The sequence below is a fragment of the Rhodococcus sp. WB9 genome (assembly GCF_007558985.1).
GTDB classification, from domain to species: domain Bacteria; phylum Actinomycetota; class Actinomycetes; order Mycobacteriales; family Mycobacteriaceae; genus Rhodococcus_F; species Rhodococcus_F opacus.
Genome location: NZ_CP041769.1, coordinates 7,160,590 through 7,176,957 on the forward strand (window position 1 = coordinate 7,160,590; position 16,368 = coordinate 7,176,957).

The following is a 16,368-nucleotide window of genomic DNA, read 5'->3' on the forward strand; positions in this document are numbered from 1 at the left end:
GAGAGCCAGGAGTTGAGCACCCTCCGACCCGAGATCGAGGCGTCATGGCGGCGGTGTGAAGTTATCGGCGTCTCGTCCGGCGACGGCGACCTTCCCTACACGCCGGACGTGGATCGTGACAGCCGGTTGAGGAGAGCCGCCGATCCCGTGATCGACAACCTCGTCCTACACCTGCAGGACGCGCCCGCGACCATCCTGCTGGCCGATTCCGCCGCTCAGATCGTCGACCGCAGGGCGGGCGACGCAGGGTTGCGAGCGCGTTTGGACCGCGCCTACGTGGCACCCGGTTTCCGCTATGCCGAGGAGGACACCGGCACCAACGGGATCGGTACCGCGTTGGAGGAGCGACGACCGTTCCAAGTCAGCGGTGGTGAGCACTTCCGTGAGGCGCTGCAGAGCCTGGCGTGCGTCGGTGTTCCTATCATCCATCCGATCACCCGCACCGTGGAGGGGATCCTCGACATCACCTCCAACCTGTCGGACTCCAACGCGCTGATGGGTGCCCTGGCGCAATCAGCCGTTCGCGAAATTCAGTCGCGCCTCTACGCCGAGTCCTCCGATCGCGAGCAACTGCTTCTCCAGTCCTTCCTGCAGGCCTCTCGACGCGGATCCTCTGCAGTGGTGTCCTTGAATCAAGATGTCATCATGACCACTCCGATGGCCGCGCAGATCATCGACACGTCCGACCAGGCGCTCTTGTGGGATTGGGCATGCCGAATGCTGGCCGGCCGCGACGAGTTCATCGGGGAAGTCAGGCTCGCCGACAACGTCACGGTTTCCGCAACTGCACGTAGAGTCGGAGACTCCCGAACGCCGGCGGGCATCGTCATCGAGATGCGGCCACATCCCCGCGATCCGAAGAAGTCGCCCGCCCGTCAATTGGCGTCGGCCTCTCCCGTCGAAAGACGCACGGAGACTGTCAAGATTCCCGGCCGCAGTTTGTCGACGAAGCGACTGCAGACCGAACTCGAGCGACTCGCCGCGATCGACGCACCTGTGCTCGTCACCGGAGAACCCGGCGCCGGCAAGTTCTTTGCCGCGAGCGCCCTCCACCGGATGCAGGATGCCGACGGCCATTTCACCGTGTTCGACGCTGGTACCGCCTCCGTCGACCCCGTCGCGTGGATTGCCGGACTGGTCAATTGGAACAAGGTCGACGGAGCCCTCATCATCCGGCATCTCGATCTCCTGCCGGAACAACTGGTCTCCAACGTCTGCGCGATCCTCAGCGAGGCCGTCGACAATCGCGCTCACATCATTGCCACCGCCGGCGAAGGGATCCGTCAAGGCCCCGCCGGTCGACTGTGCGATCACTTCATGCGCCGCATAGAGATCGATCCACTGCGACATCGGTCCGAAGATATCGCCGACATCAGTGTCGCCCTACTACGTAAGCACTCCCCGGACCGCACCGGCCTGCGACTGCAACCCACTGCTCTGCAACTGCTGGTCGCGCGGGACTGGCCGGGAAATGTCAGAGAGCTCGAATCGGTTCTGGCGTCCTCGCTCCTGCGGTCGATGGGCTCCGACATCGGAGTGCAGCATCTGCCCGACGGATACCGCGACGGTGATCTACGCCGCCGAAATGCCTCGACCTCACTCGAATTGGCGGAGCGTGACGCGTTGCTCAGGGCACTCGTCGAGACCGACGGCAACAAACTGTTGGCTGCGCAACGCCTGGGGGTAGCTCGCTCCACCCTCTACCGCAAAATGCGTGCCCTGGGAATCGACGGAAGCCGATTCCTTCCGCAGTAGTGCCAGTCGATGAGGGGACCGTGCCGATCGAGACAGAGTGTCAATCACCGGCTCGCGCCCAGGCCTCGAGCATGCGCCTCGCAATCGAGACTGCGCCGGGCAACAACACGTCCGCATCCGCCGAGCTCGTCCAATCCCCTGCAGCCAGAGCCTCCCGTACCTCCGCGCGGGTGCACCAGAGTGCTTCGCCGATCTCGCCATCCATGAAGACGAGCTCGTCTCGGGGATCGGCCGTGGCATGGAATCCGAGCATGAGGGAGCGCGGGAAGGGCCAGGGTTGACTTCCGACGTAGACCACGTCGGAGACGACGAGACCGACCTCCTCCGCAACTTCCCGTGCCACACAGCTTTCCAGAGACTCGCCCGCCTCGACGAAGCCCGCCAGCGTCGAGAAGTTCCGTGCCGGCCAGTTCGCCTGACGCGCCAGCAGTACTCGGTCTGCCCCGTCGTGCACCAGACAAATGATCGCGGGATCGGTACGCGGATATTCCTCCCGGCCGCACGCCGTGCACACGCGCATCCAACCACCCGAGGTGATCGTTGTCGGCGCCCCATCTCGCGCGCAGAAATGGGCGTCGTCCTGCCACGTCAGCAATGCCAACGCTGTGACATACCGGTCCGCGTCAGCAGCATCGAGGAGTGCTCCGTGTGAGCGCAGGTCACCGAGCTCGACCTTGGTTCCCGCAGAGGAATTGTCAGCGAGGAACTCGTCCCGCACCGCCCACTCGTGAACCGTGCCACAGACACCGAGCAGCACGGCGCGCGCGGGAGGCTCGGAGTAGAGGTCGACGGCCGGTTCCAGCATCAGTTGTCTGTCGGCAAGCCGGACCTGACCACGACCGTTCACGCGAAGTATTCGGGCATCCGGCCACGCCTCCACCCACGCGGCCGCGTCGTCACGCACCGAGACGGGACGGCTCAGGGCACCACGTGACGGGGCCTGCCCGCTGTGTTCGACACTCACCACTGGATCACAACTTTCGGAAACGAGCGACACCGTCGACCGGACCGTCGTTCGACGAACGACGGTCCGGTCGTGCCTATCGCGAGGCGAATTCGATCTGAACGGACGAATACGATTCGGCCATCACCGAGATGAATTCCTTGACGAGGCGCACATGATCGGGATGTGCCAGGTATGTGCGAAAGTCGGGAACGTCTTCGAAGGTCGCGGAGATTGCGTAGTCGCCGCTGCCGGGCTTGAGGGCCAGATCCCTTCCGTAACGGTATTCCACGACCTCCGGAATCTTCTCCGAGACTGCGCTCAGAGCTTCGTGAAAGGACTCAATGTGCTCGTCACTGATGTCCTCCTTCCATTTGAATGTCACAACGTGATTCAACATGGTGAGAATCCTCCCTGGATTTGTGATTCGAACGTGGCATGTCGGAACCCGGATTGCGTTCCCGGTCAGATCAGTACAGAGATTGCTCCGACAACGCCACCGTCTCCGGAGCGTTCTCCACCATGGGGTAGTGCCCGGCTTTGCCCCGAACGGTCTTCAGGTTCCCGTTCTTCAAGGCCGCCAACGTGTCCCCGAGGTAGTCGGCGGTGACGAACGGGTCGCTCTCACCCACGATCAGGGTGGTAGGCCCTTCGTAGGTGCCCATCTGGTCGAGGAAGTCGGGACTGGTCCAGTTCTTCAGGTAGGACTCCCAGGTTGCCTGGTCCATCGTCGAGCGGTTGCGGTCGACGAGGTTCTTCAGATCTGTCTCGTCGATGTGTGGTGCCAGTGCGCCACGGATGGCTGCACCCGGGTCTGCCCAGGCCCCGGCGAAGGAACCGTAGGTCGCTTCGTCGAGAGGGGTACCTGCCGGGGAGACGGGCGTCAGTGCGACGACCGAGGTCACGCGTTCAGGTGCGAGGGTCGCCACCCGAAGCGCTGTGGTGCCCCCCATCGAATGTCCGAGAACGGAAAAGGTCGACCATCCGAGCTGATCGGCGGCGTCGAGGGCGACCGCGGCCATCCCGTCGATTCCGTCGGCCGGTGCTTCGGGCCGGTTGACCCCGTATCCCGGAAAGTCGAGGTACGCGTAGGTGAAGCGGGACTGATCCGTCCGGGCTCGGGCGGTGAGCCATACGCTGCTGTCCAGCGCCCAGCCGTGCAACACCAGGACCCGATGGTCACCGCTTCCTTCGATCGCTGCAATCGCGTTCACTGCCGTTCCTCTCTGTCGGCGACGCTGAAATTCCAGCCGTCTGTTGATCACTCCGAATCAAACTAGAACCGCAGGGCGTCGGCGTGTCCGATTGTGAAACACACGCCTGTGACACCGGGGGCGCGGATGCGTGTGTGATTTTCGGACACTCCCCGCGCCGAACGCACCCATAGTGTGGCTCCACCTGCCGGCTGAACAGACTTGCTCATGACATGAAGGAGAACACCATGGCACTCGATCCTGCGGTCAAGAATTTGATAGACACTTTGAACGAGCAGGGACTGAAGTCGTTCGAGCAGATGAGCATTGCTGAAGTCCGTGAGGTCGTCGAGTCCTTCAGCGGCCTCCAGGCACCGAAGGCGGACGTCGCTCGTGTCGTCGACACGGTCTACCCCGGCCCCGGTGGCGACCAGGCAGTGCGTCTCTACATCCCGGAGTCCGAAACACCTCTGCCGATCGTGGTGTACATCCACGGCGGTGGCTGGGTCGCCGGCAGCCTCGACGTCACCGAGCAGCCATGTCGCGCGCTCGCCGCCGATGCGAAAGTCGTCGTGGCCGCACTGAGTTACCGGCTGGCTCCCGAGCACAAGTTTCCTGCCGCACCCGAAGATGCGTTCGCCGGACTGAACTGGGTCGTCGAGCACGCAGCCGACTTCGGTGGCGACGGCACGCGCGTAGCCGTCATGGGTGACAGCGCCGGAGGCAACCTGGCCGCGGTCACAGCCCTCCGGGCACGCGACACCGGCGCCCCGGCACTGCGCGCTCAGGTATTGATCTATCCGGTCATCGACGGCACGGCACGATTCCCGTCGCGCGAGGAGAACGCCGAGGGGTACTTGGTCACCACGGCAGCCATCGACTGGTTCTGGGAGCAGTACCTGGCCACCCCGGAAGACGCCGAGAATCCGTACGCCTCCCCGGCCAAGACCGCGGATCTGTCGGGGCTTCCCTCCACTCTGCTGTTGCTCAACGAATACGAGGTCACTCGGGACGAGGGCCTGGACTACGGCCGGAGGTTGGCCGACCGGGGCGTCCCCGTGCAGGTCGAACTGTATGAAGGCCTTGTCCATGCCGTGTACTGGATGTCCGGTGCCATTCCGCGCAGCGCTGAACTGCACGGTGCCGTCGTCGAATTCCTCGGCAAGCAGTTCGCCGGCTGACCACGGTGCCCCGGGTCGGCTGCATTACGGCCGTACGCTGCGATCGGACCAACTCCGGGCACCTTGCTCCAAGAGCGCGACCAGCCTGTCGCGCTCCTTCGTGATCACGGTGTGTGGTGCGATGACACCGACGGCGGCGACGGTCTTGCCGTTCTCACGAACCGCGACCGAGACACCGTCGCCGTCGGTCGACTCGTTGGGGGAGGCGCAGATTCCGGTCTGTTCGATCTCCGGTAAGGCAGCGAAGAACCGCTCGACAGTGTCGCGATCCTCGTCGGGCAGAGTCTGGATGTACGCCCAGAGGTCACGCTTCTCCATCCCGGCAAGCAGTATCCAGCCGCCGGAGGTACGGATGAGCGATCGCCTCACGTAGTTCTCGGCGAGGTACGCGAACCGTGGGTCGGAAGAGCAGTAGTCGACGTAGAAGATGTTCGGACCGACGGCGATCGACAGCACGGTCGTCAAGCCGGAACTCGCGTGGACGTCTTCGAGGTCGGCGTGCGTGACCGTCGAGACGGGCTGCCGCCCCGCGAGGCGGTTGAGTAGATACGGGGCACTGCCGAGCAAGTACCGTCGCTCGTGCTCCTCGAGATAACCCGTCGCAACGAGGCCGTTGACGAGACCTTGCGTCGAACTGATCGGCGCGTCGAGCTCTTTGGCCATCCCACTCAAGGTGAGTCCGGTGCGGGAGCGGGCTACGAGCTCGAGAATCGCAGCAATGCGGTCCACGGTTCGATGGCGACTGCGGCCTCGAACATTGAGGGCGTCCTCTGGTTGCGTCACGGCACATTCTCCCTACGGGCACTGCTCCATCCGAGCGGTCACCACCACTCTATCTTACTTATATCTGTAATCAACTCTTTTATTGCGGAAAAGTGCTCCGGCTGACATAGTCCTTGAAGTGCTTCCTGTCACAGCGAAAGAGTCGTTATGCCCCATACGTCATCGCCGACAAGGTCGTCGGGCGCTACATCGTCATCGCCGGCCGCGCCGATCTGGTGAACAACCCCCGCTACGCCTCGGTGAACGACCGCCACACCCACATGGGCGAACTTCACTCGGCGATCCGTGAGGCCGTCCCGAGCCGGACCACGCGGGAATGGTTGAACTTGTGTCAGACACAGTGAATTCCCGCGTCCGACCTACTCGATCTCGCCCACGCACACGAGAACGCATACGTCCTGGACCAGGGATTGAGCACCAAGCGTGAACACCCCACCGAAGGCGAGTATTACGCCACCTGCACTCCGTTCGCGATGTCGCGCACACCGATTTCGTTCAGCCGACACCCTCCCCTGCTCGGTGAGGACACCTTCACGATCCTCGAAGATCTCGGTTACTCCGCCGACCGCGTCCATGCGCTGGCCGATGCATCCATCGTGACGGCGACGTCGCCTCAGCCCACCTCCTCCTGAATGGAAGAACCTCATGACCAACCTCAGATTGGTGCCCCCGGTCTCCAGCGACCCACACGCCATGGACGACTTGCGGACCGAAGTCCGTGAGTTTCTTGCCGAGCAACTCAGTGAAGGCAAGATCGGCCGACAGGTCGACTCCTGGTTGACCGGCTGGGACGAAGACTTCACACGTGCATTGGCCGCCCGCGGATGGCTCGGCATGACCGTGCCGGCCGAGTACGGCGGCCACGGCCGCCGCCACCTCGAACGATTCGTCGTCACCGAAGAGTTGCTCGCCGCTGGCGCCCCCGTCGCCGCCCACTGGATCGCCGACCGGCAGATCGTCCCGTCGCTGCTGAAGTACGGCACCGAGGTCCAGAAGCACAAGTTCTTGCCGGCGATCACGCGCGGAGAATGCTATTTCGGTATCGGTATGAGCGAGCCGGATTCCGGGTCCGACTTGGCCAGTGTGCGCACAAAGGCCACCCGAGTGGACGGAGGGTGGTCCATTACCGGAGTCAAGGTCTGGACCTCCGGTGCTCATCGCGCTGACGCGTTCATCTGCCTTGCCCGCACCGCCCAACTCGATCCGGCACATCGACACGATGGCCTCAGCCAGTTCATCGTCGATCTGCACGCCCCCGGGGTCGACATCCGGCCGATCGTGTCGATGAACGGGCAGCACCACTTCAACGAGGTCCTCCTCGACGAGGTCCTCGTCGAGGACGAGATGGTCTTCGGCACCATCGACAACGGGTGGCAGCAGGTCACCTCGGAACTCAGCTTCGAGCGCAGCGGCCCGGAGCGATTCCTGTCGACGTTCGTCCTGCTCGCGAAGACCGCCGAACAGATGAAGCAGGGAACCTTGCCGCGGCATTCGAATCTGGGCCGGTATTTCGGACGGATCGCCGGTCTGCACCAGATGTCGACCGGAGTGGCGGGCGCACTGGAGCGCCACGAACCCGCCGACACCGCCGCAGCCGTGGTCAAGGTCCTCGGGACGTCCACCGAAGGCGACATAGCCGACTTCGCCGACCTCCTCACCGATGAAACTTCGCCTCCTCGGTACACCTCGATGCTCGAGGACGCCATCGTCCAACGCCCGGGATTTACTCTCCGTGGCGGCACCAACGAAGTTCTGCGCGGCGTGATCGCGCGGGGATTGGGGATGCGCTGATGCACGCACCAACCACGGTCGACGCGGACCTCACCGACATGATGTCCGCGGTCTTGTCCGATCACCGGGAACGGAACGGGCCCAAGGACGGTATCGCCACGTGCGATCCCTCCCTGTGGGCACAACTCGACGAACTGGGTCTTGTCCGGCTGACCGGCCGCGAAGAGACCGGCGGCAGCGGCGCAGGCTGGTACGAGGCCGCGGAACTCTTGCGCGCCGCGGCATCGCACGGGGTCCGGATTCCTCTCGCCGAACACGACCTGCTCGCCGGTTGGCTCCTCGAAGAAGCCGGCCTACCGATGGATAAAGCGCGCCTCACCGCATGCGTACTAGACGAGAAAGGCGTCGCCCGCGGCGTGCCGTGGGCATCCCAGGCAGACAAGATCGTCACGGTCTGGCGGAAGAACGACACGTACGTCGTCGCCGACCTCGAGTCAACCTTCTTCGACATCACCTCCGGGTCCAACCTCGCCGACGAACCCCGCGACGTCGTTTCCGCCGACACGATCGCATTGTCGGGCACCCCAGTGTCGGACTCGGCGATCCGACAACTCTTTTTGCGGGGCGCCCTCATCCGAGCGCTCCAGGTGTGTGCCGCCCTCGACCGCATCCTCGATCTCTCCGTCGCCCACACCACCGAGCGAGTGCAATTCGGACGCCCACTGGCCAGATTTCAAGCCGTTCAGAACCTGGTGGCTGACATGGCAGCGGAAGCTTCCCTCGCCCGAACAGCGACCGAAGCAGCACTGACGGAAGCGGTCCGCACGCAGTGGTCGAGTGAGAACCTCGAACTCCTCATTGCCGTCGCCCGGTCATGTGCTGGACACGCGGCATCGGTCGTCGTCCGTAACGCCCACCAGGTGCACGGTGCGATCGGCACCACCCGCGAGCACAGGCTGCACGAATTCACCCAACCCGCCCTGGCGTGGCGCTCGGAATTCGGATCCGTCCACTACTGGGACGACACCTTGACTACCGCCGCTCTCGAAGCAGGTTGCGAGAATATCTGGGGCCTCATCACCCGCTGAAGTGCCCAGGCGCCACCAGAAGGGCACCAGTTTCGCGAGCAGACCTGAAAGAAGAACTCCGTGGAAGCATCCAATTCGCATCCACGGAGTTCTTCGGTTTCTCGGGCACGTCACTCGCCGGTGAAGGCGGCAGTTCTCTTCTCCATGAAGGCGTTGACTGCCTCCGTGTGATCGGTCGTCTGCTGAACCAGCGCCTGCATGGCAGCGGATAATTCGAGGAGGCTGTCGAGGCTTTGGTGCTGTCCCTCGCGGAGGAGCCTCTTGGCCATCCGTACCGAGTGTGGCGGATTGGCGGCCACCCGGCCGGCGAGCGCGCGAGCTTCGTCGAGCAGCTTGTCCGGCGCAACGACACTGGAGACCAATCCCCACTCGAGTGCCTTGACCGCGTCGACGCGGTCGCCCGTCAAGATCATCTCTGCCGCCCGCGCCATCCCGACGGCCTTGGGCAGCAGCCACGCGCCACCGTCACCCGGGATGATTCCCAGCTTGACGAAGCTCTCTGCAAAGAAGGCCTTACTGCTGGCAATGCGAAGGTCGCACATGAGGGCGAGGTCGCATCCGGCACCGATTGCAGGACCGTTCACTGCTGCGATGAGAGGTACGTCGCAGTTGTACATGATCCGCGGAATCCGTTGTATCCCAGCTCTGTAGCCATCCCGCTGTTCGTGAGGCTTCCCCCCGAACAATCCGCGACGATTCGCCATGTCCTTGACGTTGCCGCCGGCGGAAAACGTCGAACCGGCACCGGTGACGATGACAGCTCGCACACCGTAGTCGGCATTGACCGCCTCGACGCAGGCGACCAATGCGTCGACCACCTCCATCCCGGAAATAGGATTGCTCTGCGCCGGTCGATTAATCGTCCATGTCTCGATGAACCCGTCGCGTTGGACGAGGACTGGACTATCCATGGGTGTATTTCCCCTAACTTCACTGCGGATCGATCGTTCGACTGGTACCCGACCGGCACGCGAACGAACTCGTCGGCGGCGGTCCAGACCCGTGTAGACCGCCGCCGACGAACACCTTCACCTCTTGCCGCCGAGAACCTTCGCGTTCATACGCACACGGCGCGGGCGGACTTCAGGCGAGGCCCAACTCGAGTCGCAGCCACTGGGCAATCCGGCTCAACGCTTGATCCGCCTCGGGTGCCCGCCCCGCGTTGAAGTGAAATACATGCTGTTGCTCATCGACCACGTCGAGCACGACCTCGCCACTCACCTTCTCGATCAATTCGGCCAACCGACGTGAGTCGTCCAGCAGCGTCTCATAGCCTCCGACCGATACGTACACCGGAGGGAAATCGGTGAAGTCGTTGAGCAGTGGGTTCGCCCGCGGGTCCGTTGCATCTGCGGGTTCTGAGAGAAACATCTCCCGCATCATTTCCAGAACCGCCCGCTTGGCCAATACGTCGACCGCGTCGTTCGATTCGACCGTCAACCCCTTGATCTCCATATCCAGCCACGGCGAAAGCGTGACGACGGCAGCAGGAGTGGGAAGTTCCGAGCTCGCGAGTTCGAACGCTGTCGAGATCGCGAGGTTGGCACCCGCCGAGTCGCCGACAGTCGCCGTGTACTCCGCCTTGTAACCTTGCGTGCGGAGCCACTTGTGGACGGCCATGCAGTCTTCGAGTTGGGCCGGGTGCTTGTGCTCCGGCGCGAGCCGATAGTCCACGATCAGGGCGTGAACACCCGCCAGTTTGGCGAGGTGTGCCGCAAGCTTGCGGTGTGAGAACCGTGAACCTGTCACGAACCCGCCACCGTGGGTGAAGACGATCACGCGGTCCTCGGCGGCCCCCAAAGGCTTCGCCCACGTTGCCGGCACACCGTTGGCTGTCACTTCCTCATATGTGACGTCGATGGGTTCGATGGTCGGAAGATGCCACTCTTCGAACATATCTCGCTGACTGGCGAGGTCCATTCCTTCGGACCGGGTAAGCCACGAAGCGTACAGGTCGTTGAGGAACAGGGATTCTTTGCTCACGGACATGTGTTGCTCACTTTCATCACTGCTCGAGGGAGGCAAAATCGACTGCTCAGGAAAGCGTGAAGCCCTTGTATCCCGCACACACGATCTCGTCCCACTTGGCCAGGTAGAGGGGAAGACCACCGGGGTAGTTCAGCAACTGCCGCGGCTTACCCGGGACGTTGGCACCCATGTACCAGGAGTCGGCTTTGTCGTAGAGCGCCTCGGCCGTCAGCTCGGCGACGTGATCGGACCAGGCAGCATCCGCGTCCGCCTCGGACTCGATACGGTTCAATCCGTTGTCCCGCAAGTAGTCGATGGTGTCGACGATGAGGTCACCTTGGATCTCGGCGCAGCTTGGCCCGTTGCAGAAGCCCGACGGGCTCAGTGGTCCGTAGAGGAACAGCAGGTTGGGGAATCCTGCCGTTGCGACCCCGAGGTTTGCCCGCACACCGTTCGACCACTTGTCCCTGAGCAACGTACCGTCGGTGCCGCGAATGTCGATGGCGGTCAGGCCACCGGTGACGGCGTCGAAGCCCGTTGCATAGACGATGATGTCGAACTCGTGCTGTTCCGATGTGGTCTTCAGCCCGGTGGGCGTGATCGTCTCGATCGCGTCCTCGTGCAGATCGACGAGACGCACGTTGTCCTGGTTGAAGATGTCGTAGTACGTCTGCTCCAGCGAGGGGCGCTTCACGCCGAAGGGGTACGCCTTCGTCATCGGCGCCAGCTTCTCGGCGATGACCGGGTCCTTGATCCGGGCACGCGTCCGGTTACGCCAGAACTCGTAGGCCGTGTCGTTTGCGTCATCGTCGACGAAGACGTCTTGGTACGTTCCGAGCCAGAACTCGAAACCATACTCCCACAGTCGCTCATAAGTTGTGGTTCGCTCCTCGTCGCTCACCTCGAGGGCCGACTTGGGTATGAAGTCGAAGTCGAAGCCGGAGAATGACGCCGCACGACGACTGAATCTGACCGCCAGATCGGACTTGATCTTCGCGTTGTCCTCGTCGGTGAGCTGGCGCTGTCGCATCGGGAGCGCCTGAACGGGGGTGCGCTGGAAGATGGTCAGCTGTGCGGCTTCCTTCGACGCCTCCTGAGCGACCTGCACACCGCTGGCGCCGGTACCGATGATGGCGATTCGCTTTCCTGCGAAATCGATTCCGCCTTCAGGCCACAAACCGGTGTGGTGGTTGATCCCTGCGAAGCTGTCCATTCCCGGGAGCTTCGGGAAGATCGGCTTTGCCGCGAATCCGGTGCACAGAACGAAGTACTTGCAGACGAAAGTGCTTCCGTTCTCCGCGGTCACGGTCCAGGTGTTCGCCGAATCGTCGAACTCGGCGGAAGCGACCCGAGTGTCGTAGTAGATGTCCTTGCTCAGATCGAGCTTCGCGTCGACGTACTTGAAGTAGCGGCGCAGTTCGTCACCTCCGGGGTAGAGCTCGGAGAACGCGAATTCATCCCATAGGTCGGGGCGCGTGAACTGGTAGATGGGACCTTCGCTGTCCACTCGGGCACCCGGGTAGCGGTTCCAGTGCCAGATTCCGCCCAGACCCTCACCCGCCTCGACTACTTTCACCGAATAGCCTCGACTCCGCAGATTTTCGAGCTGGTACAGCCCGGCGAATCCGGCTCCTACAACGAGAACGTCGAGTACTTCGGTCACGGCTGGAGCGGCAGTGCTCATGTTGGTCTCCTCTAGATGCCGAGGGCTACTTGGGGGTTTGTCGATTGCGGTCTGTGTCGCAGACTGTGAGCCGCTGAATGCGGAAGCTCGTCCGGTGCAGCTTCTAGGTCCAGCGGACATACGCAGTCTTGGTGGTTGTGAAGAAAGTACGTGCGGCCTTGCCCTGTTCTCTGTTCATGCTGCTCGAGCCTTTGAGGCCACCGAACGGCACATGTGGCTCGACACTGCTCGTCTCGCGATTGACGTGCACCAACCCCGATTGTGTGCGCCGAATGAAGGTCATCGCCGTCGCGATGTCTCTGGTGAACACTCCAGAGGACAGGCCGTAGTCCGTGTCGTTTGCGGCCTTCAGCGCACCGTCGAATCCATCGACCTCCTGCACGGTCACGACTGGCCCGAAGATCTCGTCCCTGACGAGCCTGCTCGCCTCCGACACTCCGGCCAGGACTGTTGGTGCGATATAGCAAGTGTCGGAATCGAACTCCCTTCCCGTAAGGAATTCGGCGTTCTCGTCACGAGCGAGTCGCAGGTATCCGGCCACCGTGTCACGTTGCTCCACCGAGGCAAGGGGCCCGATGTCGGTGGCTTCGTCGTACGGATCACCGACGACGAGCGCGTCAGCGTGCTTCACCAGCAGTTCTCGTAGTCTGAGAGCGACAGTGCGGTCGACGTAGACCCGGCTCGTCGCTGTGCAGCGTTGCCCGGTGTGGAGCATCGCGCTCTTCACGATCTGTAGCGCTGCATCCTCGACATCGGCGTCGGCGAGAACAATGGACGGGTTCTTGCCGCCCAACTCGAGCTGGACCTTGACGTTGCGATCGGCGACGGCCTGACGTAGTCGCGACCCGACTGCACCCGAACCGGTGAATGTCAAGGCTGCGAGTCGCGCGTTCCCGGTGAGTGCCGCCGAAAGCGTTCTACCGCTGCCTGTCACCAGATTGAGGACACCCGCGGGCAACCCGGCTTCTGCGAGGATCCGCGTCAGGAACACTGCGGATCCGCAGGCCGGTTCGGCGGGCTTCCACACAACTGCGTTCCCGAAACCTATTGCCGCCGCGATTTTCCATGCCGGAAGCGCGAAGGGGAAGTTCCACGGCGTGATTGCACAAACGACGCCGAGCGGCTCCTCCACCGTCATCAGCATCGTGTGTGAATCAGCACTGGGGTACGTCTCTCCACTGGGCTGCAGGATCTCACCGGCGTAGTAGCGGAGAATGGCGACACTTCGCAGGACCTCGGCGCGTGCGTCGCGGATCGCCTTCCCCATGTCCGCGGTGATCGTCAGCGCAGCGTCGTGAACGCGGCTTTCCAAAAGGTCAGCGGCAGAACGAAGAAAGTCCGACCGCTGAATCGCTGTCGTCTCGGACCACGCTGGTTGAGCACCGGCGGCGGCCGCGTACGCACTCTCGACATTGCCGGGAGTCGCCGAAGCGTAGATTCCCGTCACGCGGCCGAGATCGGAGGGATCTACCCGCTCGAAAGTGTCGGTGGCAGCACTCCATCGACCTGCGATATACAACGTTCTCCCGTCGGCGATCGACGACGACAATGCTGGGTGGTCCACGTTTATGGACATCTTTGTTCCCCGATCTGTGTAGGCGCAGAATTGGTTTGGAAGTTCACCACCCGGCGCGGAGTTGATTTGCCTGATCAGTCGTCCGCGCTGTGCGGCAGGCGTGCCAGTACGAAAGACTTTCTCGGCAGTTCTGTAGTCGAGAGGGATGGGAAAGTTCGCTCTCTGGTCCTCAAAAGTTCTGTACTCAGCGCGTTTTGAAGACTCACAGGCATCAGACTCGCTGCTACCTGACGCTTTTGGCCGGCACCCCTGACTGACATCGCCCACCCAGCGACTCGACCTTCACGACATCCGCTCCCTGTTCGCAAATCTACTGCGGCGTAGGGAATCGAATCGCTGCGATGGCGATGGCCAGCGGGCCGTCCGACGCCCCAGCCACCTTGCGACCCGCTTCAGAAACGACTACCCAAAGTGACCTGGAACACCTCGCAGGGCAAGCATGACACCCAAACCCTAAAAACACAATAGGGGAATTGTTTACTTATATAAGAAGGTTCGGCTTGTGCCGAGCGGGAAAATGCACGACAAAACCTAGCGGGATCGAGGTGGTGGGCGGCATAGATGGTCGATCCTGGCGGCATACCCGCGCTCGCCTTACAACCTTGCGTAACATATTCCTGGGGACACACGCGCGCCAATCTGCCTTGACCGCAGAGACTTCGAAGCCTGGACTTCACAAGCAGGCATGCCCGTCACCGCAGTTCCGACGTCGTTTGTCAAGCGGGAAGGGTGCGGGTTGGCAGCGGTCACCTTCGCTGGAGCTACAGCACAAGTCGGGAGCGTAGGTTGAGAGATCAACCGTCATAGAAGTAGAGGTAACTTTACTGCCGCGGCTTGAAACTCACTGTTCGCAGTTGAACGCAATCGTGCTTGTGTGGCCCAAATATCGCAGATTCAGGCCCTGGATCGGACCACACCGACGCTGTCGATGCGGATCGGCTCGGGCTGGAAGCACACTCACGACTACGCCCGACACCGCACCTTCACCCTGTTCCCCGCCCCAGTCATCACCACCGGCACGGTCACCGAGCTGCGCAGCCCGCGACATCACCGTCAGGTTTCCTCGTCTTCCTCAAACACATCGCCGGCGCCCGGCCGGGGCGAGAGCTGCATCTGGTGACGGACAACTACGCCACCCACGAGAAGTCCGAAGTCCGGGCGTGGCCGGCCGAAAATCCCCGTATTCGTGGCATCTCACCCCCCGCCCCGGCATCATGGATGAGGCTTGTGGAGGTGTTGGTTCGGAATAAGAACGGCAGGCCATCCACCGCGGACTTTGCGGCTCCGTCACGGAGCTGAACACCAAGATCCGCGCCTTCATCAACGGATGGAACACCCGCTGTGCGCCGTTGGTCTAGACCATGTCTAGACCAACACCGCCAACCAAGTACTTACCGCAGGAAAACCGTGAAGATACCTCGACAACGAGCCACCAGGGACTGAGCGGGCCGCATTGTCGTTAGATGCCGACGAGAGGGCCTATGACTGGATTCCATTGGTAAATGCGCTGCTCTACGACGACACCCTGCTTGACGTAAGGATCCTCCGCAAGCAAGGAACGCAAAGCGTCTTCGCCGGCCGCTTGGAATACCAGTAGGGCTCCGGCGCCGTCGGCCCAGGCGCCGGCCTCCTGCAGCATGCCTCGGGCAGCGGCATCCTTGACGAAAATCAGGTGTTCGGCATGCGCAGCCTCTTTGACAGAGGCATCGGTGGTATACGACCAGATCACAGCAAACAAGGCCATGGTCACTCCTCGAGCGGGGGAAAGAAACAGTTCCGAACATGCACACGGATTGCGCACCTGAGAAGGTTAGAAGTACGGATGAGGTGACTCGTGTCCCATTTCGCAACACTGGGTCTTCTTGAAGATGATTCTTCAATCGGAATCGGATCGGACCGGCGTGTCGTAAACCAATGAAGGCGGCCATCGCATGACTCTTCGAGAGACCTGCCGAAGTCACCCAACCCACGGAGATAGCTGGCCGGGACGCCGTAAGACCAGTCCCCATTCCCCCGCCCGGCGGCGGACGGGTCAGCGTGAGGCGGGCGCGCAGGTCATCGAGGACCTCGCCGGACGAATGGATGGCAGTGGGCTCCAAAAGGGAAGGCATGTGGGGTGGTCACGGCGTGGTTCCCTACGAAGTGAGGCAAGGTGCCGTCAGCCCTGTTGGCTGCGACTCGACCACCTTGGCACCGGCCGGCGGTGAGCAGACTGTGGCGCTCGGCAGTAGGGGAATACGGCCCAGTTGTGAGCAAGCCAGTTCCCCGGCAGACCTGGGATCTCGACACAAGACAACTCCCGCAGCCGGACCCCACAAGATCTTGTCAGCACGTCTTGAAAGATCAGGAATCCCGTCTGCGCGGCGACCGGACCGATCGCATTCCGGGCTCCAGCAATCTGAGCTTCTCGGATACTTTGCGGCGCCTCTTACAGTGGAAACGTTTATGTTACGCACAGTACGATGC

At 62.5% G+C, this 16,368-nt stretch carries 13 protein-coding genes and 1 pseudogene; 5 read left to right on the plus strand and 9 right to left on the minus strand.

The window, feature by feature from the left end:
* Positions 1 to 12 precede the first annotated feature (12 nt).
* Complete coding sequence (locus FND50_RS33350; RefSeq protein ID WP_260850802.1) at positions 13 to 1,755, plus strand: sigma-54-dependent Fis family transcriptional regulator; 1,743 nt, start codon at positions 13 to 15, stop codon at positions 1,753 to 1,755.
* A gap of 40 nt (positions 1,756 to 1,795) precedes the next feature.
* Here the strand turns inward: FND50_RS33350 and nudC are convergent, their stop codons facing one another.
* The 3 genes from nudC to FND50_RS33365 form a co-directional block, all read right to left on the minus strand.
* Positions 1,796 to 2,722, minus strand: a complete 927-nt coding sequence (nudC, locus tag FND50_RS33355) for an NAD(+) diphosphatase (protein ID WP_144288591.1) — start codon at positions 2,720 to 2,722, stop codon at positions 1,796 to 1,798.
* A 73-nt stretch (positions 2,723 to 2,795) separates the two neighbouring features.
* Positions 2,796 to 3,098, minus strand: coding sequence for a Dabb family protein (locus FND50_RS33360; protein ID WP_144288592.1), 303 nt, complete (start codon positions 3,096 to 3,098; stop codon positions 2,796 to 2,798).
* A 70-nt stretch (positions 3,099 to 3,168) separates the two neighbouring features.
* Positions 3,169 to 3,912 carry an alpha/beta fold hydrolase gene (locus FND50_RS33365; protein ID WP_144288593.1) on the minus strand — a complete coding sequence of 248 codons (744 nt, stop codon included), beginning with the start codon at positions 3,910 to 3,912 and terminating at the stop codon, positions 3,169 to 3,171.
* Positions 3,913 to 4,139: 227 nt separating this feature from the next.
* Here FND50_RS33365 and FND50_RS33370 point away from each other — a divergent pair, with 227 nt between their 5' ends.
* The gene (locus FND50_RS33370) at positions 4,140 to 5,072 is read left to right on the plus strand and encodes an alpha/beta hydrolase (protein ID WP_144288594.1); all 933 of its coding nucleotides are present in this window, start codon (positions 4,140 to 4,142) and stop codon (positions 5,070 to 5,072) included.
* Positions 5,073 to 5,096: 24 nt separating this feature from the next.
* Here the strand turns inward: FND50_RS33370 and FND50_RS33375 are convergent, their stop codons facing one another.
* On the minus strand, positions 5,097 to 5,855 hold the full coding sequence (locus FND50_RS33375) for an IclR family transcriptional regulator (protein WP_144288595.1): 759 nt from the start codon (positions 5,853 to 5,855) through the stop codon (positions 5,097 to 5,099).
* A 215-nt stretch (positions 5,856 to 6,070) separates the two neighbouring features.
* Here FND50_RS33375 and FND50_RS37975 point away from each other — a divergent pair.
* The 3 genes and pseudogenes from FND50_RS37975 to FND50_RS33390 all read left to right on the plus strand — a co-directional run bounded on the left by FND50_RS37975 (position 6,071) and on the right by FND50_RS33390 (position 8,674).
* Positions 6,071 to 6,487, plus strand: a pseudogene (locus tag FND50_RS37975) (CoA transferase).
* A 13-nt stretch (positions 6,488 to 6,500) separates the two neighbouring features.
* On the plus strand, positions 6,501 to 7,646 hold the full coding sequence (locus tag FND50_RS33385; RefSeq protein WP_144288596.1) for an acyl-CoA dehydrogenase family protein: 1,146 nt from the start codon (positions 6,501 to 6,503) through the stop codon (positions 7,644 to 7,646).
* Positions 7,646 to 8,674: an acyl-CoA dehydrogenase family protein gene (locus tag FND50_RS33390; protein WP_144288597.1), complete on the plus strand. Its 1,029-nt coding sequence runs from the start codon at positions 7,646 to 7,648 to the stop codon at positions 8,672 to 8,674. The genes FND50_RS33385 and FND50_RS33390 overlap by 1 nt, the downstream gene beginning before the upstream one ends.
* 110 nt (positions 8,675 to 8,784) lie before the next feature.
* Here FND50_RS33390 and FND50_RS33395 read toward each other — a convergent pair whose 3' ends face one another.
* The 5 genes from FND50_RS33395 to FND50_RS33415 all read right to left on the minus strand — a co-directional run bounded on the left by FND50_RS33395 (position 8,785) and on the right by FND50_RS33415 (position 15,646).
* The gene (locus tag FND50_RS33395; protein ID WP_011598505.1) at positions 8,785 to 9,585 is read right to left on the minus strand and encodes a crotonase/enoyl-CoA hydratase family protein; all 801 of its coding nucleotides are present in this window, start codon (positions 9,583 to 9,585) and stop codon (positions 8,785 to 8,787) included.
* Between the two features lie 172 nt (positions 9,586 to 9,757).
* The gene (locus FND50_RS33400) at positions 9,758 to 10,663 is read right to left on the minus strand and encodes an alpha/beta hydrolase (RefSeq protein ID WP_005561342.1); all 906 of its coding nucleotides are present in this window, start codon (positions 10,661 to 10,663) and stop codon (positions 9,758 to 9,760) included.
* A 46-nt stretch (positions 10,664 to 10,709) separates the two neighbouring features.
* Entirely contained in the window at positions 10,710 to 12,326 is a 1,617-nt protein-coding gene (locus FND50_RS33405) for an NAD(P)/FAD-dependent oxidoreductase (RefSeq protein WP_144288598.1), read from the minus strand.
* 103 nt (positions 12,327 to 12,429) lie between these two features.
* A complete protein-coding gene (locus FND50_RS33410) occupies positions 12,430 to 13,902 on the minus strand; it encodes an aldehyde dehydrogenase family protein (protein WP_144289231.1) in 1,473 nt (490 codons plus the stop codon).
* Positions 13,903 to 15,361: 1,459 nt separating this feature from the next.
* On the minus strand, positions 15,362 to 15,646 hold the full coding sequence (locus tag FND50_RS33415) for a YciI family protein (RefSeq protein WP_043787215.1): 285 nt from the start codon (positions 15,644 to 15,646) through the stop codon (positions 15,362 to 15,364).
* Positions 15,647 to 16,368 lie beyond the last annotated feature (722 nt).